The organism is Rhodococcus sp. TAF43 (assembly GCF_052113525.1).
Taxonomy (GTDB): domain Bacteria; phylum Actinomycetota; class Actinomycetes; order Mycobacteriales; family Mycobacteriaceae; genus Prescottella.
Map to the genome: position 1 here is coordinate 35,905 of NZ_JBFRDL010000033.1, position 16,751 is coordinate 52,655.

Here is a 16,751-nt window from a genome sequence, read left to right on the forward strand (position 1 = left end):
ATGTCGGGCACGGGCGTCACCCGTGTTCGACGATCCCGGCGAGCCGATCGAGCGCCTCATTCCAGCCGAGTTCGTTGTCCGCGGGATCGACCCCAGGCGGAATGCCTGTGTGCAGGACGTCCAGTTCGGTGCCGTCGGCGTGGTCCCACAGCTTGATCGACACGTTCATCATTCCGCGCATGTCAGGGTCGTCGGTCTCGAACTCCATCTGTTCCTTCACCTGCTTGCCGTCGGTGATGGACTGGAAGTAGCCGTGGTACGTGTCGGTGTGGGCCGTGGTCTTGCCGGCCACGTCGGGGGAGTCGTAGGTGAGTGAGATGCGGTAGTGCCCGCCGACGTGGGCGTCGAACCGGTGCACCTGCGCGGTCATGTTCGCCGGGACGCGCCAGGTCGCGATCGCTTCCGGATCCAGCAGGGCGCGGAAGACCCGTTCCCGCGGGGCGTGCAGGACCCTGATGATTCGCGTCGACGACACACCGTGAGTGTCGCACTCGTGCGGTCCCGGGCGGGCGTGATCAGGGCGCGAGAGCGGCATTGTGGGCGGTGAGTAGCGCCCCGAGAAGGTAGTGCCCGTCCGCCGAATCGAGCGGAACGACGCCGCCGACCGCCGTGACCGCGGGGTGCGCGATGGTGCCGGGGGAGCCGGCGAGCATCCAGGCGAGGTTGTTCTCGTCGTGCCGGGGCCGGTATTGCAGGCCGTCGATGCCGGGATTGGCGGCCAGGACGGCTGCGGCCCAGCGCCGGGTGTGGAGGTAGCCGGACGGGTCGCACTTGGTGAGCCAGACGCCCGCGTTCAGGCGCGCCGACCCGGTGCCGGTCAGGTCGGCCACCCGCACCGGGCGGGTGGTTCGCAGTTCGCTCAGTACGCGTCCCCGGATCTGCACCCGCGGAATCAGTCTGGGGGACTGGTCGACCGGCAGGTTCCGGCACAGCGTCTCCGCGACCGCGGCTGCGGGACTGTCCCCCAGATACAGGTAGGCGTAGGAGCCGTCGAGACTGTCGAACCTGCCGCCGGCACGCGGGCGTGGTCGTGGGGTGGGGTTGAGGTCGGCGGCGCCGCGCACGGCGCTGTGAATGCGCCACACCGACGTGTCGGCGGGAAGCGTGGTGATCAGGGCGGGTGGCAGCAGCGCCGGCGGATCCGGGTAGATCACGCGATGCTCAGCCGTGGATCAGGTCGTCGGCCATGTCCCGCAGATCCTGCTCGTGCCCGCCCGCGACGGCGAGCTCGGCAGGGGAGCGCGGGTCGTCGGCGAAGGCGGTGGGGGACAGCCACCACGACGCGGTGCCCCATGGATCGTCCTTGGCGCCGATCATTCGGTTGATCTCGGCGACGATCGGGCGCACCTCGCGGCGTTCGGCGTCGAACTGGAAGGCAGGGAAGAGATTGTGCCCGGACGCGGGCAGTGCGATGACGGTGCCCGCCGCCGCCAGGCGGCTGGCGGTGTTGCGGCTGGTGGCCGACTTGCCGAGGGCTCGGCTGACGGTGGTGGAGTCGAACATCTCGTGCTCGTCGACGAGCGACCGGAGAGCGGAGGACACGATGCGGGTGCGCGCCACCGCGGCTGCGGCGGGGTTGGCGACGGCGCGCTCGTGCTGCAGCGCCAGCGCCGGCCCCATCGCCATCAGCGCGGTCACGTCGTCGCGGACCGGCCGCAGGTTGGGCCGACGGGAGAACTCCTCTGCCAGCAGCTCGACCAGATCCTGATCGGACAGCGCGTGGATCGTGTCGCGGGCACGGTCGCGGTCGACGAGCATGGTCACACCTCCGTATGTGCCACCAGCGTACCGCGTACCGACCGTGTCGGCCAGGAGGTGGGGAACGTCCTCGCGGTGCTCACGACGGATTGCGTCTCGCCTCGAGCAGCCGCAACCACACCTCGCTGACCGTCGGATACGACGGGACCGCGTGCCACAGCGTCTCGACCGGGACCCGGCCCACCACCGCGACCGTCGCCGCGTGCACCAGTTCCGCGACCCCGGATCCGACGAACGTCGCGCCCACCACGGTGTCGGTGGCCCGGTCGATCACGAGCGCCGCGCGCCCGGTGTAGTCGTCCCGCGACAGCGCGGCACCCGCGACGTCGATGTCGACCGCCAGCACCTCGACGTCGAGGCCGTCGTCACGGGCCTGTTCTTCGGTGCGGCCCACCGCGGCGATCTCGGGCGTCGTGAACACCACCTGCGGCACCTGCCCGTGATCGGCGGACGCGACGAACCGGGGCCCGTCGAGCGGCCGGCCCTCCGCTCGCGCCGCGATCACGTCGCCGCACACCCGCGCCTGGTACTTGCCCATGTGGGTGAGCAGGGACCGACCGTTGACGTCGCCCACCGCGTACAGCCAGTCACCGTCGACGCCCGCCACAGTGAGGTGATCGTCGACGGTGACGTAGCCGTGAGAATCAAGATCGGGCAGACCGAGCGTCTCGAGCCCCAGCCCGGCGGTGGCGGGGGTGCGTCCGGTCGCGACGAGGATCTCGTCGGCCTCGAGTTCGGGGTCCGAGCCGTCGCCGCTCAGCGCCAGCGTGACGGGTCCGCCGTGGATCCGGCCGATGCCGGTGTCCGACGGGGCAATGCGAGTCACCGATTCCACGTTCGCGCCGAAGCGCAGGTTCACGCCGTGCTTGCGCAGTTTCTCGGCGACCATCTCGCCCGCGAACGGTTCGGTGCGTCCGAGCAGCCCGGACCCGCGGACGACGAGCGTCACCTCGTCGGCGCCGAGTTCGTGCAGCCACGTCGCGGCCTCGCACGCCACCACGCCACCGCCGATTACCGCGAGTCGTCTGGGGATCTCCCGCACGTTCGTGGCGTCGCGCGACGTCCACGGCAGCGCCTCCTGCAGGCCCGGTGTGCCGGGGACGGAGGCGGTCGTGCCGGTCGCGAGGACGACCGCGTGCCGGGCCCGCAGCACCCGGTCGCCGACGGTCACCTCCCGCGCCCCGGTGATGCGGGCGCTGCCGCGGATGACGTCGATGCCGACCGAATCCGCCCACAACACCTGTGACGAGTCGTCGAGGTTGTGCACGAAGCCGTCGCGGCGCGTGAGGACCGCCTCGACATCCAGTCCGTAGGCGTTGACCTTCTCCTCCACACCCGGCATGTGCCGCGCGGTGCCGAGCACCTCCACCGGTCGCAGCAGTGCCTTCGACGGCATGCACGCCCAGAACGAGCACTCGCCGCCCACCAGTTGGTGCTCGATCAGCGCCGCGGTGCGGTCGCTGCCGGCAATGGCGTAGGCCGCCGCGTTCTCGCCGGCCGGCCCGCCTCCGATCACGATGACGTCGAACTCTTCGGGAGCCATGAATCCACGGTAGGCCCGACCGGGCGGTTTCGCGCCGCTTCCGGTCGGGCCAGGGGGTGGGGATCAGCGTATCGAGCGACGCTCGAACCGGCGCTTCGCCCACACGTACCCGAAGAGGGCGATTGCGGCGGACCAGGCGACCGCCAGGGCTGCGTCGGCGCCGATCGGACCGCCCAGGAGAAGCCCGCGCAGGGTGTCGATGACCGGGCTGAACGGCTGGTACTCGGCGAACCAGCGCAAGCCGGTCGGCATGGAATCGGTGGGGACGAAACCGCTACCCAAGAACGGCAGCAGGATCAGGAACATCGGTAGGTTGCTCGCGGTCTCGACGCTCTTCGACACCAGCCCGAGCGCGACGGACAGCCACGTGATCGCGAACGTGAAACCCGCCAGCAGCGCGATCGCCGCGATCCACTCGACGACCCCGGCCGTCGGGCGGAACCCGACGAGAAGTGCCACACCGGTGACCAGCAGCAGGCTCAGCATCGTCTGGATCATCGTGCCCACGACGTGACCGGTCAGCACCGACGCGCGCGATATCGCCATCGTGCGGAACCGGGCGATGATGCCCTCGGTCATGTCCGTGGCGACGGAGATCGCGGTTCCCTGAGCGGCGCCGGCCACCGTCATCAGCAGGATGCCCGGGGTCACGAAATCGACGTAGGCGGAGCGCCCGCCGGTCGGATCTCCCAGGCCTGCACCGAGAGTCCCGCCGAACACGTAGACGAAGAGCAGCAGGATGACGATCGGCATCCCCACGAGCAATACCGTCATCGACGGGTACCGGACGATGTGCCGGAGGCTGCGCCGCAGCATGGTCGCCGAGTCCGTCAGTGTGTACGTCATCGTGGTCATCGCACTGCCTCTTTTCGTGTTTCGGGTCGGCCGGTGAGTGCGAGGAAGACGTCGTCGAGGTCGGGCGTGTGGATCGACAGATTCGCGACCTCGATCGAGTCGGCGTCGAGTCGGTCGAGAATCGACCGCAGTGACCGGATGCTGCCGTCTCCGGGAACCTGCAGCGTGAGGGTGTCGTCGTCACGAACGGCGTCGGCGAGTGATGTTGCAGCCGAGTCCAACTCGTCCGGATCGATGAACTGCAGGCTGACGTGACCGCCCGGTACGAGGCGCTTGAGTTCGGTCGGCGTGCCTGCCGCGACCACGTGGCCGCCGTCGAGGACGGCGATGTGATCGGCGAGTTGGTCGGCCTCCTCCAGGTACTGCGTCGTGAGGAAGATCGTGACGCCGCCCGCGACGAGTTCGCGGATGATGTCCCACATCGTGCGTCGACTGCGCGGATCGAGTCCGGTCGTCGGTTCGTCGAGGAAGATGATCCGGGGACTACCGACCAGCGTCATCGCGAGGTCGAGTCGCCGCCGCATCCCACCCGAGTAGCTCCCGGCAGGTTTCGAGGCCGCATCGACCAGGTCGAACTGCTCGAGCAGTTCGCTCGCCCGGCGCCGACCGGCGTCCCGGCCCAGGTGGTGGAGATCGGCCATCAGGATCAGGTTCTCGCGGCCCGTGAGGAGGTTGTCGACCGCGGAGAACTGCCCGGTGACGCCGATCGCGCGGCGGACGGCGTCGGGTTCCTGTGCCAGATCGTGGCCGCCGACCGTCGCGTCACCCGCGTCGGGGCGGACGAGGGTGGACAGGATGTGGACCGTGGTGGTCTTGCCCGCCCCGTTGGGACCGAGGAGGGCGAAGACGCTTCCCTCCGCGATGTCGAGGTCGATGCCGTCGAGCACTACATTGTCTCCGAAGGACTTTCGAAGCGAGCGAACGCTGATCGCCGATCGGGTGCTGACCGATGTCGTCATAGCTCTGCCTTTCCGGTAGTTGTCTGCCCGACCTCTGCGCGGTGAACGATGATGTCGCCGAAGCCGGTGTGGGCCTGGAGTTCCAAGGTTTGGTCGGTCGATGCCGGTCCGGCCGTCTCGGCGAGCCTGTTGTGGACCTTGCCGAACGAGGTGTGTACGTCGAGGCGCGCGGCCGTGCCGGACCGGATTCCCACCTCGATCTCGCCGTGTCCCGTCCGCAGGGACGCGGTGCCACGGGTGACCTCGCCGATCCGGATGTCGCCGTTCGCGGTCGCGGCGGTGACGTCGGCGCCGGCGTGGTCGACGGTCACGTCGCCGTTCGCCGTCTTGACCCGGAGACTTCCCATGACGCTGCCGATCCGGTTGTGCCCGTTGGCATTCTTGACGACGAGGCTGCCGTCGACGCGGGGCAGTTCGACCTTGCCCGAGCCGGTGCTCACGTCGGCGTCGCCGGACACACTCTCCACCACGATCGCGCCGGCGCCGGAATGCGCGGTCAGTGCGGCGGTGGCACCGAGGCGGACGTCGCCGGTCGAGGTCTTGATCCGGCAGTCGCCGAGTCGGCCCGTCGAGCGGAACGCCGCCACCGACGCGTCGGCCTCGACCGCCGATCCGGAGGGCAGTGCGACCGTGATGTCGACCGATCCGACCTTGCCCCACACGCCGAGCACTCGGGGCTTCGGTGCTCGTACGAGCAGTCGGCCCGAGGCGAACTCGACGCGGGTCTGTTCGGCGGCGCGCACGTCCGTCTCGCGGTTCGGGTCGCTGGGGCGGACCTCCACGACCGTGTCGTCACGATCGCTCGCGGTGATGGTGGCGTCGCCGACGGCGAACTGGAGGGTTGCGGTGATCGGTTCTGTGCTGGCGAAAGTAGGCATTGGTGATCCTCGGGGGTTCGATGGTGTGCGGGGTCAGCCGGGGTCAGCGGACCCAGCCGGTGTAGCGGTCGCCGCCGGTCGGGGCGCGCCGCTCGGGCCGTCGGGCGCCGCTGCCGTCGTCGAGCGCGGCGGCGGCCGACCGGACCAGCCAGGCGTTGACGGACAGCCCGGCGGTACGGGCCGCGTCCTCGACACGGTCCTTGAGGTCCTGCGGGAGTCGGAGATTGATGCGGGTCATCGGCCCCTCGTCGGTCTCTGCGGGACGAGGCGTCGGAGGCTCGGATTCGGAGCCCTCGCCGGGGTCGGTGAACGCCGGCGGCGCGGGCGGCGGGGTCACGACGAAGCTGGGCTCGCGTCCGCGCAGGCGCAGATCGACCGAACCGGGGGCCAGTTCACTGGTGATCTCGCTCGCGGCGGCCGAGAGCGCGTCCAGCAGTGCCAGTCGGATCGCCGAATCCAGCGGTGCCGTCAACCGTTCCGCGAGTGCGCGGGCGTCCGGGCCGCCCGCCTCGGCCGCGACGGCGAGATCGTTGTGGAGTGCGGAGACGTACGGTGTGAGGTCCATGGCACCACTATGGCACCAACATGATGCCAATGGGAAGGGTTTGGCATCAAATTCTTGTCCACATGGCGCCGAGTGGTGCCATGTGGCTCACCAGGCCTGCGCCGACAACCCCCGCTTCGCGAGCTGTGCGACGGCGAGTTCACGCAGTTCGTCGGCGCTGTCGAAGTACGCGGGATCGACCCCGACCAGCGACAACGAGTACGTGTCGCCGTACGAGCACAGGTACGCCGACAGCCGCGTCATGGTGCCGGCGTCGTGGTCCACGGCCAGGCGCGGGTGGACGGCGCGGGTCGCCACGCCGGTCGTGCGGTGCGGGCCGAGTGACCCGACGGAGTCGGGCAGCCGCCCGATGTTGGAACAGAGTGCATCGCGTTCGCCCGCGCCCGCAGTCAGGTGGTGCGCCAGTCGGTCGGGGAGCAGTTGGGAGATCTCCTCCGGGAACCCCGACGGCGCGCCCATCGGCGGGCGGGAGTACGCCTCCCGGCTCAGCTCGCGGATGTCGGCGAGTGAATCCTCCGGTCCGACAGTCACATCCGTCATCACGATGGAGTTGTCGGCCGTCTCGGAACTGCGCATGTCGACCGGCAGGCAGATGTTCAGGGGCATCGGAACCCCGGCGGCGTCGGCGATCGCGGTGAGCACCGCGATGAACAGTCCGTTCGCGGTGCCGTCCTGTTCGGCGGCCACCGCGTCCCAGGCGGTCGCGTCGATGTCGAGAATCGCGCTACACATCGCCGACGGCCTGTGGGCCTGGCCCGACCCGGGCTCCGGTGTCTGGTCGACGAAGTCCCGCAGTTCACGGCGCCGGCGCGCGCTGAACGCCAGCCCCAGCGTCGCCGCCAGCCCGCGCCCGACGACGGTACCGACCAGGCGCGCTGCGTCCGCCACGTCCGACGTGCGCGAGATGGTCGGTGGGGTCGATCGGCCGGTGAGGGCCGCGTCGACCGCGGAGATCAGTCCGCGGGCGTCGGCGATCACGTGCGAACACACGAGGGAGATCACGGTGCCACCGTCGGCGACCGGCGCCGCCGACAGCGCCCACCCCGGCCCGAACTCGGGGTCGACGTCGACGGCGGCCTCCGCGTCGGCCCACCGGAGCACGTCGTCGACCGGCACGGTCTCGGTGTCGTACCGCAGGGGATAGCAGTCGGTGCTGGTCACCCAGCGCAATCGGGCGCCGGGCACCCGCGGACGGACGACCCGCCGGGCCAGGGCCCCGTGCCTGAGCCCGTCGTGCACCGACGCGAGGACCGCGCCATCCATGACGTCGGCGGTGCGCCACAAACCCTGCATCACGATCGGCAACCCGTAGCCGTGATGTCGGCGCAGGAAGATCTCGTCCACCATGGTCAACCGGTCCATGGGATCGGACGTTACCGCCAAGCGGGCCTCAGCTGCCGAAACTGCCGTGCCTGCCCTCGCCGGCCGCGAACCGGGCGGCGCCGCCGAGCGCATCGACGGTGACCGCCACCATGCCGTGCCGGAACTCGGACGCCAGGGCATTCTCCTCGGACAACCCCTCCTGCTCGAGCGCCGACATCCGGTCCTCGCGGAGGCAGGTTTGCGGGAATCGGGCGAGTTCGGTCGCCAACTCCTCGGCGGCGGCCCGCGACTGCCCCGGCGGCACCACCCGATTGACCAGGCCGATCGCGAGGGCCTCGTCGGCGTCGACCGCGCGGCCGGTCAGTATCAGGTCCATTGCGCGTCCCGCGCCGACGAGGCGGGGCAGGCGCACGGTGCCACCGTCGATCAGTGGTACACCCCAGCGCCGGCAGAAGACGCCGAAGACGCTGTCGGACTCCGCGACTCGCAGGTCCGCCCACAACGCCAGTTCGAGACCGCCGGCCACCGCGTGCCCCGCGATCGCGGCGATCACCGGCTTGAACAGTCGCATGCGAGTAGGTCCCATCGGTCCGTCGCCGTCGGGTGTGACGTGGTTGGACCGGTCCGTGCCGAGTGCCTTGAGGTCGGCGCCCGCGCAGAACGTGCCACCGTCGCCCCACAGGACCGCGACTGCGGCATCGGGATCGTTCTCGAACTCGCGGAACGCCTCGGCCAGCGCGGCGGCGGTGGGCCCGTCCACCGCATTACGCACCTCGGGCCGGGACAACACGATGGTCGTCACGGGCCCGGTTCGTTCAGTGCGCACCGGCATGGTTCGACGCTACCCGGGGCCGCTGCGCCGGAAGGGTTGAATCGTGGGTTCGCGGGCCGTACTGGAACACTGACCACCATGGCCTACCGTCGAACCCCCGCCGTCGAGGCGCGTCTCGCGGCCCAACGCGACGCCATATTCCAGGCCGCGGTCGCGGTGCTGTCGGAGGAGGGCTATCAGGGGCTGACGATCGCGGCCGTCGCCACCCGCGCGGGGGTGGCGACCGGCAGCGTCTACTCGCATTTCTCGGGCAAGTCGGACCTCGTGGTCGCGGTGTTCCGAGAGATCGTCGGTCGTGAGGTTGCGGAGGTGAACGCGGCTGCGGGACCTGGTCGTTCGGCCGCCGAGCGGATCGCGGCGGTGATCGAGACCTTCGGCGGTCGGGCCATGCGAAACCCGAAGCTCGCGTACACGCTGCTCGCGGAACCTGTCGACGCGGCGGTCGACGCCGAGCGTCTCATCTTCCGCCGCACCTTCGCCGACGCGTTCGCCGCGGCCGTCGCCGACGGTATCGCCGACGGCGAACTCGAGCCGCAGAACGTTCCGCTGGCGGCGGCGTCGCTCGTCGGCGCCACCGCCGAGGTACTGGCCGGCCCACTGGCGTCCGGCGGTGCCGATCCCGGCGTGATCGAAGACCTGGTCCGGTTCGCCCTCACCGCGGTCGGTGGTGTCCGCTCGACGCGTTGACCAGTGCGTTTGCCGTGCAGGCGCATACTGGGTGCAGCGAATTTCTCGATTCACGGAGCACGTCATGCTTGTCGACACGAGATGGAGCGCCTGGAACGAGGAGATCGAGGTCCAGGTCACCGAAGCCGCGGCGCTGGGACCCGCGGCGGGGCTGGTCGGTGCGGTCCTGTCCGAGGCGGAATCCGCCTGCAGCCTCCACCGCGGCGACGCCGAGATCCACGCCGTCAACCTGGCACAGGGGCTGCCGGTGCGAGTCAGTGTCCGGTTGGCCGGGCTCCTGCGATCGGCGCTCTGGGTGGCCCGCATGACCGACGGCGTGGTCAGCCCGCTCGCCTTCGACGAGCCGCCGTCGAGTGTTCCGTCCATCCACCCGGAGCCCACGTTCGCGGACGTCCAGATCGACGACGCCACCGTGCTCGCACCGTGGGGGGTGTCGTTCGACATCGGCGACACCGCGAAGGCGGATACCGCGGATCGGGCGGCCGCGCTGGTCGCCCACGAACTCGAGTGCGGTGTGCTGGTCCGCGTCGGCGGCAACGTCGCCACGGCCGGACACTGTCCTGCCGGCGGATGGCAGGTTCCCGTCCCGGGCGACGGGGCGGTGGAACTGCCGGCGGGTACCGCGCTGGCGACCGCCGGCGCAGATCGCACCCGGGCGAGCGAAGGGGTGGGAGGCGGCTGGGAACAGGTGTCGGTGATGGCCGGGGACGCGTTGTGGGCCTACGCGGCCGCGGCGTCGTCGCAGCGACGGAACCTCGGTGCGGTGGCCTGGCTCGAGCAGCAGGAACTGGCCGCCCGACTCGTCGACTACGACGGGCGCGTCTACACCACGTGCGGATGGAGTCATCCGCACGCGGCGTGAGGGTCGCCGACGTCAGACGGTGCGGCCGCGCTGCTTCCGGTACCAGCGCACCAGTGCGTCGGTAGACGAATCATCCTGCTGCGGAGGCGCTTCCGTCGACGTCAGGACCGGACCGAGCTCGAGGGCCTGGGCCTTGCCGAGTTCGACACCCCACTGGTCGAACGAGTCGACGCCCCAGATCACGCCCGCCACGAACACCTGGTGCTCGTACAGCGCGATGAGCTGACCGATCACGGCCGGGGTCAACCGCGGAGCCAGGATCGTGGTCGACGGCCTGTTGCCCGGCATCACCTTGTGCGGCACGAGTTCCGGCGCGGTGCCCTCGGCGGCGATCTCCTCGGCCGTCTTGCCGAATGCGAGCACCTTCGTCTGCGCGAACAGGTTGCTCATGAGCAGGTCGTGCATGCTGCCGGTGCCGTCCGCGGTGGGCAGATCGTCGGTGGGCTCGGCGAAGCCGATGAAGTCGGCCGGCACCAGGCGGGTGCCCTGGTGGAGCAACTGGTAGAAGGCGTGCTGGCCGTTGGTGCCAGGCTCGCCCCAGAAGATCTCGCCGGTCTTGGTGGTGACGGGGGAGCCGTCGGCGCGCACCGACTTGCCGTTGGACTCCATCGTCAGCTGCTGCAGGTAGGCGGCGAACCGGGCCAGGTCGTTCGAATACGGAAGCACCGCACGGGATTCGGCGTCGAAGAAGCTCGAGTACCAGACGCCGATCAGTCCCAGCAGTACCGGCGCGTTCCGCTCGAGCGGTGCTGTCCGGAAGTGCTCGTCGATCGCGTGGAACCCGGAGAGGAACTCGGCGAACCGTTCCTTGCCGATCACCGCCATCACTGCCAGGCCGATAGCCGAGTCCACCGAGTAGCGGCCACCCACCCAGTCCCAGAACCCGAACATGTTGGCGGTGTCGATACCGAACTCCGCAACCCGCTGCGCGTGCGTGGACACCGCGACGAAGTGCTTGGGCACCGCGCTCTCGCCGAGCTCGTCGACCAGCCACCGGCGCGCGGCCGACGCATTGGTGAGCGTCTCGAGCGTCGAGAACGTCTTGGACGCGACCACGAACAGCGTGGTGGCCGGGTCGAGGTCGGCGAGCGTTCCCACCAGATCCGACGGGTCGACATTCGAGACGAACCGCGCCGAGATCCCGGCGTCGGCGTAGTGGCGCAGTGCGCCGCACACCATGACCGGTCCCAGGTCGGAGCCGCCGATGCCGATGTTGACGACCGTGTGGATCCGTTCGCCGGTGGCGCCGCGCCACTGCCCGGACCGCAGCCGGTCGGTGAAGTCGCCCATGCGACGCAGGACATCGTGCACGTCTGCGACGACGTCCTGGCCGTCGACGGTCAGCTGCGCGTCGGCCGGCAGCCGCAGCGCCGTGTGCAGCACCGCGCGGTCCTCCGACGTGTTGATGTGGGCGCCGGCGAACATGTCGTCACGACGCTGCTCGACGCGCGCGGTACGAGCGAGTTCGACCAGCAGGTCCAGAGTTTCGCGGGTCACGCGGTGCTTGCTGTAGTCGACGTACAGGTCGGCGGCGGTCACCGTCAGCGCGGTGCCGCGATCGGGATCCTGAGCGAACAGRTTTCGCAGATGGGCAGATTCGATCACTCGATGATGCGCATCCAGGTTCTTCCAGGCTGCGGTACCGGTGATGTCTGTGCTCATGGAGGCAGCTTATCGGCACTGGACCCGAACATCTTGTCGGCTCTCATTCTCTGGAGAGGCGGCGCATGATGGAGGTCATGAACCCAGCCGAATTGATTCGTGCCGTTCCTACCAAGCTGTGGATCGGCGGCACCCCCGTCGACGCCGAGAACGGCGCCACGTTCCCCGTTCGGAATCCCGCGACCGGTGAGGTCCTCACCGAGGTCGCCGACGCCAGCCCCGGTGACGCCGTCAAGGCGCTCGACGCGGCGGTGGCCGCGCAGGCGGACTGGGCCGCGACCCCGGCACGCGAGCGCGGCGAGCTGTTGCGCTCGGTCTTCGAGAAGATCACCGTTCGCGCCGAGACGTTCGCGCAGCTGATGACGCTCGAGATGGGCAAGGCCCTGCCGGAGAGCCGCGCCGAGGTGAAGTACGGCAGCGAGTTCTTCCGGTGGTTCGCCGAGGAGGCGGTCCGGATGGAGGGCCGCTACCAGTCGGCGCCGGCCGGCAACGGGCGCATCCTCGTCAGCAAGCAGCCCGTCGGGCCGTGCCTGGCGATCACCCCGTGGAACTTCCCGCTCGCGATGGGCACCCGCAAGATCGGACCCGCGCTGGCCGCCGGCTGCACCATGATCGTCAAGCCCGCGTCCGAGACGCCACTGACGATGCTCGCGCTCGCGGAACTGTTCGTCGAGGCAGGCCTCCCGCAGGGCGTGCTGTCGGTGCTGCCGACATCGCACTCGGGTGCCGTCACCGAACCGCTACTCGAGGATCCCCGTCTGCGCAAGCTCACGTTCACCGGTTCCACCGCGGTGGGCCGGATGCTGGTCGAGAAGTCGGCGAAGGGCTTGCTGCGTACGTCGATGGAGCTCGGCGGGAACGCTCCGTTCGTCGTGTTCGACGACGCCGACATCGACGCCGCCGTGGACGGCGCGATGCTCGCGAAGCTCCGCAACGGCGGCGAGGCCTGCACCGCTGCCAACCGTTTCCACGTCGCGAACGCCGTCCGGGAGGAGTTCACCGCGAAGCTCACCGAACGCATGGCAGCGTCGAAGATGGGCCCCGGTATCGACCCCGAGACGACACTGGGGCCGCTGATCAACCGGGACCAGCTCGAGACGGTCACCGACCTCGTCGAGGACGCCGTGAAGGCCGGCGCCGAGGTCCTGCTCGGCGGCGACGCGCCGGAGGGTCCGGGCTGGTTCTATCCCGCGACCGTCCTCGCCGACGTGCCCGCGTCCGCTCGGATCCTGCGCGAGGAGGTGTTCGGCCCCGTGGCCGCGATCACCGGCTTCGACACCGAGGCGGAGGCTGTCGCCGCCGCCAACGACACCGAGTTCGGTCTGGCCGCGTACATCTACACCCGCGACCTCGACCGGGCCCTGCGCGTGTCGGACGCCCTCGAGACCGGGATGGTGGGCGTCAACCGCGGTGTCATCTCCGACACCGCCGCACCGTTCGGCGGCGTCAAGGCATCCGGGTTCGGGCGGGAGGGCGGCAGCGAAGGCATCGCCGAGTACCTCGAGACCAAGTACATCGCGCTGACCTGACCCCGGCATACGAGAACCGCCCGGTCGCAGGACCGGGCGGTTCTCGTAGGACGTGTCGGTGCCGGTGAGGTCAGTGCCCCAGTCGCCCGCGCCCGAGGCGCAGCAGCAGCATCGCGAGGGTATGGCCCTCCTGGCCGAGTTCGCTGAACCGCTCGAGGACCTTCATCTCCCGGCTGTGGACCAGCCGCGGGCCGCCCGACGCCATGCGGGTGCGGCCGATGATCTGGGACACCTCGCTGCGGCGCTTCACCGCCGCGAGAATCTCGGCGTCGAGGCGGTCGATCTCCTTGCGGAGTTCATCGATCTCGGCCTCGCTCGCGGGAACGGGTGACTCGGATGAAGGAGGTGCGGTCGGACTGCTCATATTCTTCTCCTCGTGTCAGAACTGGGTTCGTTCGGTGCCCTCGAGTCGTTACGAATCCGGGTCCAGCTCACAAGAACGCCCCGGGATCCGGTGTGGACCTCGGGGCGCGCGGGGGATCAGGCCGCGGGCACCATAGGTCGGTACCCGCTGGGAAATCGCCAGTGCTCGCGGGGCGAGCGCCATCGGGCGCCCGGCTGGTGCCCCTGCGTGGCAATGATCATTACTCCAGTTTGCCACGCAAATGAGACCAGCCCAAGCAGGGGTGACTGCCTTCACCGTCGACGGGATCGGGTAGCTGCCGAAGTGTCGGACTTCGCCGGTAGCGTTGACAGGCGATGAATACTATTTCCGGGTCCACGATCGGCGCTGCAGGTATGTCGTCAGGTATGTCTTCGGGCGGTGCCCACGGTTCGACCGACGCCCTCCTCGAGGGTCTCAATCCGCAGCAGCGAGAGGCCGTCCTGCACGCGGGATCGCCGCTGCTCATCGTGGCCGGAGCCGGGTCCGGCAAGACCGCGGTGCTGACCCGACGGATCGCGTACCTGCTGGCCGAGCGCGGCGTGATGCCCGGCCAGATCCTGGCGATCACCTTCACCAACAAGGCCGCCGCCGAGATGCGTGAGCGGGTGGCCCAACTGGTCGGCCCCCGCGCCAACAGCATGTGGGTCTCGACGTTCCACTCGAGTTGCGTGCGGATCCTGCGGGCACAGTCGGCGCTGCTGCCCGGCCTGAACTCGAACTTCTCGATCTACGACGCCGACGACTCCCGGCGCCTGCTGACGATGATCTCCAAGGATCTGGACATCGACACCAAGCGCTTCTCCGCGCGGCTGCTCGCCACGCACATCTCGAACCTCAAGAACGAGCTGATCGATCCCGAGGAGGCCGCGGCCACCGCGGACCGGGATCCGGCCGAGATGCCCAAGCTGGTGGCCCGGGTGTACGCGCACTACCAGCAGCGCCTGCGGGCCGCGAACGCGATGGACTTCGACGACCTGATCGGCGAGACCGTCGGGCTGCTGCAGGCGTTCCCCCAGGTCGCGGAGTACTACCGGCGCCGGTTCCGGCACGTGCTGGTCGACGAGTACCAGGACACCAACCACGCGCAGTACGTGCTGGTTCGCGAACTGGTGGGGGAGGCCGCCGAGGGCGCTGTCGATCCGCACACGGTGCCGCCGGCCGAACTGTGCGTAGTCGGTGACGCGGACCAGTCGATCTACGCGTTCCGCGGGGCCACGATCCGCAACATCGAGGAGTTCGAGCGCGACTACCCGGACGCGCGGACCATCCTGCTCGAACAGAACTACCGGTCCACGCAGAACATCCTGTCGGCGGCGAACTCGGTGATCTCCCGGAACACCGGCCGCCGCGAGAAGCGCCTGTGGACCGACTCCGGCGAGGGTGAGCTCATCACCGGGTACGTCGCCGACAACGAGCACGACGAGGCACAGTTCGTGGCGTCGGAGATCGACCGCCTGGTCGACGCCGGCGACGCGAAGTTCGGCGACGTCGCGGTGTTCTACCGGACCAACAACTCCTCGCGTGCGCTGGAGGAGATCTTCATCCGCCTCGGCATTCCGTACAAGGTGGTCGGCGGCACGCGGTTCTACGAACGCAAGGAGGTACGCGACATCGTCGCGTACCTGCGGGTGCTCGCGAACGAGGACGACACGGTGAGCCTGCGCCGCATCCTCAACACTCCCCGCCGCGGGATCGGTGACCGCGCGGAGGCGTGCGTGTCGGTGTACGCCGAGCAGAAGGGGGTCGGGTTCGCGCAGGCCCTCCGCGCCGGCGCCGAGGGCGTCGTCCCGCTGCTGAACACCCGCTCCCAGAAGGCCATAGCATCGTTTCTCGAACTGATGGACGGGCTGCGGGCGTTGATGGTGAGCACCGACGCCGACGGCAACGATCTCTCCGACATCGGTGAGATCATCGAGGCTGTCCTGGACCGCACCGGGTACCGCCGCGAGCTCGAGGCCAGCAGCGATCCGCAGGACGGCGCCCGGCTCGACAACCTCAACGAGTTGGTCAGCGTTGCAAGGGAGTTCAGCTCCGACGCCCGCAACGCCGCAGCGTTCGCGGAGGACGAGTCCGCCGCCGGTGACGAGTCCGGCGAGGCCGGTGAACGCGACGACGAAGGCCTGCCCGACCCCGGTTCGCTGGCGGCGTTTCTCGAGCGGGTCTCGCTGGTTGCCGACTCGGACCAGGTACCCGACTCGGGTGAGGGTGTCGTGACGCTCATGACGCTGCACACTGCGAAGGGGCTCGAGTTCCCGGTGGTCTTCGTGACCGGCTGGGAGGACGGGCAGTTCCCGCACATGCGCGCGCTCGGTGACCCGGCGGAACTGTCGGAGGAGCGCCGCCTGGCGTACGTCGGTATCACCCGCGCCCGGCACCGGCTGTACCTGACCCGTGCGATTGTGCGCTCGGCCTGGGGGCAGCCGGTCACCAACCCGGAATCGCGTTTCCTGCAGGAGATTCCGGCGGATCTGGTGAACTGGCGCCGCGAGGATCCCGGCGTACTCGGTGCCGGTGGAGCCATCGGAGGTGGCCGGGCTCGCGGCCAGGGATACGGTGGATCCGGTTACAGCGGTTCGGGATTCGGCGGCGGTGGTGGCCGAGGGGCCGGTACGACGCCGAGCTTCGGCGCTCCCCGGGGGCGCAACAACAATCTCGTGCTCGCGGTCGGCGACCGGGTCAGTCACGACAAGTATGGGCTCGGCAAGGTGCTCGAGACGAAGGGTGCCGGACCGACCGCGACCGTGACGATCGACTTCGGTTCGGCGGGCAAGGTCCGCTTGATGCTGATCGGTGGCGTGCCGATGGTCAAGCTCTGACGCAACGAGGCCGGTCGGCAGGCTGGATATTCGACTCCGTGGCTGGGTTGCTTCTGGTCGGGGCTGCTCGGTAGGCAGGTCATCGCCTGAGGAGACC

16 protein-coding genes are annotated in these 16,751 nt (G+C 69.6%); 4 read left to right on the forward strand and 12 right to left on the reverse strand.

Features of this window, described 5'->3' with window-relative positions:
- Positions 1 to 16: 16 nt before the first annotated feature.
- The 10 genes from AB4Z09_RS19240 to AB4Z09_RS19285 form a co-directional block, all read right to left on the reverse strand.
- Positions 17 to 475 carry an SRPBCC domain-containing protein gene (locus AB4Z09_RS19240; protein ID WP_220181874.1) on the reverse strand — a complete coding sequence of 153 codons (459 nt, stop codon included), beginning with the start codon at positions 473 to 475 and terminating at the stop codon, positions 17 to 19.
- A 40-nt stretch (positions 476 to 515) separates the two neighbouring features.
- Complete coding sequence (locus AB4Z09_RS19245; protein WP_258557582.1) at positions 516 to 1,154, reverse strand: RES family NAD+ phosphorylase; 639 nt, start codon at positions 1,152 to 1,154, stop codon at positions 516 to 518.
- Positions 1,155 to 1,161: 7 nt separating this feature from the next.
- Positions 1,162 to 1,758: a hypothetical protein gene (locus tag AB4Z09_RS19250; RefSeq protein WP_174908735.1), complete on the reverse strand. Its 597-nt coding sequence runs from the start codon at positions 1,756 to 1,758 to the stop codon at positions 1,162 to 1,164.
- A gap of 79 nt (positions 1,759 to 1,837) precedes the next feature.
- A complete protein-coding gene (locus AB4Z09_RS19255; protein ID WP_114718159.1) occupies positions 1,838 to 3,301 on the reverse strand; it encodes a dihydrolipoyl dehydrogenase family protein in 1,464 nt (487 codons plus the stop codon).
- A gap of 63 nt (positions 3,302 to 3,364) precedes the next feature.
- A complete protein-coding gene (locus AB4Z09_RS19260; protein ID WP_114718160.1) occupies positions 3,365 to 4,156 on the reverse strand; it encodes an ABC transporter permease in 792 nt (263 codons plus the stop codon).
- Positions 4,153 to 5,115: an ATP-binding cassette domain-containing protein gene (locus AB4Z09_RS19265; RefSeq protein WP_114718161.1), complete on the reverse strand. Its 963-nt coding sequence runs from the start codon at positions 5,113 to 5,115 to the stop codon at positions 4,153 to 4,155. The genes AB4Z09_RS19260 and AB4Z09_RS19265 overlap by 4 nt, the downstream gene beginning before the upstream one ends.
- A complete protein-coding gene (locus tag AB4Z09_RS19270; protein WP_442240468.1) occupies positions 5,112 to 5,993 on the reverse strand; it encodes a DUF4097 family beta strand repeat-containing protein in 882 nt (293 codons plus the stop codon). The genes AB4Z09_RS19265 and AB4Z09_RS19270 overlap by 4 nt, the downstream gene beginning before the upstream one ends.
- Positions 5,994 to 6,036: 43 nt before the next feature.
- Positions 6,037 to 6,558 (reverse strand): hypothetical protein, encoded by a 522-nt coding sequence (locus AB4Z09_RS19275; RefSeq protein ID WP_442240469.1) that lies wholly within the window; start codon positions 6,556 to 6,558, stop codon positions 6,037 to 6,039.
- Positions 6,559 to 6,645: 87 nt separating this feature from the next.
- Positions 6,646 to 7,920, reverse strand: coding sequence for a hypothetical protein (locus AB4Z09_RS19280; RefSeq protein ID WP_114718164.1), 1,275 nt, complete (start codon positions 7,918 to 7,920; stop codon positions 6,646 to 6,648).
- Positions 7,921 to 7,948: 28 nt separating this feature from the next.
- Complete coding sequence (locus AB4Z09_RS19285) at positions 7,949 to 8,713, reverse strand: crotonase/enoyl-CoA hydratase family protein (RefSeq protein ID WP_442240470.1); 765 nt, start codon at positions 8,711 to 8,713, stop codon at positions 7,949 to 7,951.
- Positions 8,714 to 8,791: 78 nt separating this feature from the next.
- Here AB4Z09_RS19285 and AB4Z09_RS19290 point away from each other — a divergent pair, with 78 nt between their 5' ends.
- Positions 8,792 to 9,400 (forward strand): TetR/AcrR family transcriptional regulator, encoded by a 609-nt coding sequence (locus AB4Z09_RS19290; RefSeq protein WP_442240471.1) that lies wholly within the window; start codon positions 8,792 to 8,794, stop codon positions 9,398 to 9,400.
- Between the two features lie 64 nt (positions 9,401 to 9,464).
- The gene (locus tag AB4Z09_RS19295) at positions 9,465 to 10,262 is read left to right on the forward strand and encodes an FAD:protein FMN transferase (protein WP_114718167.1); all 798 of its coding nucleotides are present in this window, start codon (positions 9,465 to 9,467) and stop codon (positions 10,260 to 10,262) included.
- A 12-nt stretch (positions 10,263 to 10,274) separates the two neighbouring features.
- Here AB4Z09_RS19295 and pgi read toward each other — a convergent pair whose 3' ends face one another.
- A complete protein-coding gene (gene pgi / locus AB4Z09_RS19300; RefSeq protein WP_442240472.1) occupies positions 10,275 to 11,924 on the reverse strand; it encodes a glucose-6-phosphate isomerase in 1,650 nt (549 codons plus the stop codon).
- 77 nt (positions 11,925 to 12,001) lie between these two features.
- On the opposite strand from pgi, the gene AB4Z09_RS19305 reads away from it, so the two are divergent.
- Positions 12,002 to 13,453, forward strand: a complete 1,452-nt coding sequence (locus AB4Z09_RS19305) for an NAD-dependent succinate-semialdehyde dehydrogenase (protein ID WP_181818636.1) — start codon at positions 12,002 to 12,004, stop codon at positions 13,451 to 13,453.
- 70 nt (positions 13,454 to 13,523) lie between these two features.
- On the opposite strand, the gene AB4Z09_RS19310 is transcribed toward AB4Z09_RS19305, so the two are convergent.
- The gene (locus tag AB4Z09_RS19310) at positions 13,524 to 13,817 is read right to left on the reverse strand and encodes a chorismate mutase (RefSeq protein WP_114718170.1); all 294 of its coding nucleotides are present in this window, start codon (positions 13,815 to 13,817) and stop codon (positions 13,524 to 13,526) included.
- Between the two features lie 386 nt (positions 13,818 to 14,203).
- Between AB4Z09_RS19310 and pcrA the strand changes: the two genes are divergently transcribed.
- Positions 14,204 to 16,654 carry a DNA helicase PcrA gene (gene pcrA / locus AB4Z09_RS19315; protein WP_442240473.1) on the forward strand — a complete coding sequence of 817 codons (2,451 nt, stop codon included), beginning with the start codon at positions 14,204 to 14,206 and terminating at the stop codon, positions 16,652 to 16,654.
- Positions 16,655 to 16,751: the final 97 nt, after the last annotated feature.

What these genes read in the sequence shown, in the direction of transcription:
- AB4Z09_RS19250 (WP_174908735.1), bottom strand. Translation starts at nt 1,758, where the DNA reads ATGCTCGTCGACCGCGACCGTGCCCGCGACACGATCCACGCGCTGTCC.
- AB4Z09_RS19255 (WP_114718159.1), bottom strand. Translation starts at nt 3,301, where the DNA reads ATGGCTCCCGAAGAGTTCGACGTCATCGTGATCGGAGGCGGGCCGGCC.
- AB4Z09_RS19260 (WP_114718160.1), bottom strand. Translation starts at nt 4,156, where the DNA reads ATGACCACGATGACGTACACACTGACGGACTCGGCGACCATGCTGCGG.
- AB4Z09_RS19265 (WP_114718161.1), bottom strand. Translation starts at nt 5,115, where the DNA reads ATGACGACATCGGTCAGCACCCGATCGGCGATCAGCGTTCGCTCGCTT.
- AB4Z09_RS19270 (WP_442240468.1), bottom strand. Translation starts at nt 5,993, where the DNA reads ATGCCTACTTTCGCCAGCACAGAACCGATCACCGCAACCCTCCAGTTC.
- AB4Z09_RS19275 (WP_442240469.1), bottom strand. Translation starts at nt 6,558, where the DNA reads ATGGACCTCACACCGTACGTCTCCGCACTCCACAACGATCTCGCCGTC.
- AB4Z09_RS19280 (WP_114718164.1), bottom strand. Translation starts at nt 7,920, where the DNA reads ATGGACCGGTTGACCATGGTGGACGAGATCTTCCTGCGCCGACATCAC.
- AB4Z09_RS19285 (WP_442240470.1), bottom strand. Translation starts at nt 8,713, where the DNA reads ATGCCGGTGCGCACTGAACGAACCGGGCCCGTGACGACCATCGTGTTG.
- AB4Z09_RS19290 (WP_442240471.1), top strand. Translation starts at nt 8,792, where the DNA reads ATGGCCTACCGTCGAACCCCCGCCGTCGAGGCGCGTCTCGCGGCCCAA.
- AB4Z09_RS19295 (WP_114718167.1), top strand. Translation starts at nt 9,465, where the DNA reads ATGCTTGTCGACACGAGATGGAGCGCCTGGAACGAGGAGATCGAGGTC.
- AB4Z09_RS19305 (WP_181818636.1), top strand. Translation starts at nt 12,002, where the DNA reads ATGAACCCAGCCGAATTGATTCGTGCCGTTCCTACCAAGCTGTGGATC.
- AB4Z09_RS19310 (WP_114718170.1), bottom strand. Translation starts at nt 13,817, where the DNA reads ATGAGCAGTCCGACCGCACCTCCTTCATCCGAGTCACCCGTTCCCGCG.
- pcrA (WP_442240473.1), top strand. Translation starts at nt 14,204, where the DNA reads ATGTCTTCGGGCGGTGCCCACGGTTCGACCGACGCCCTCCTCGAGGGT.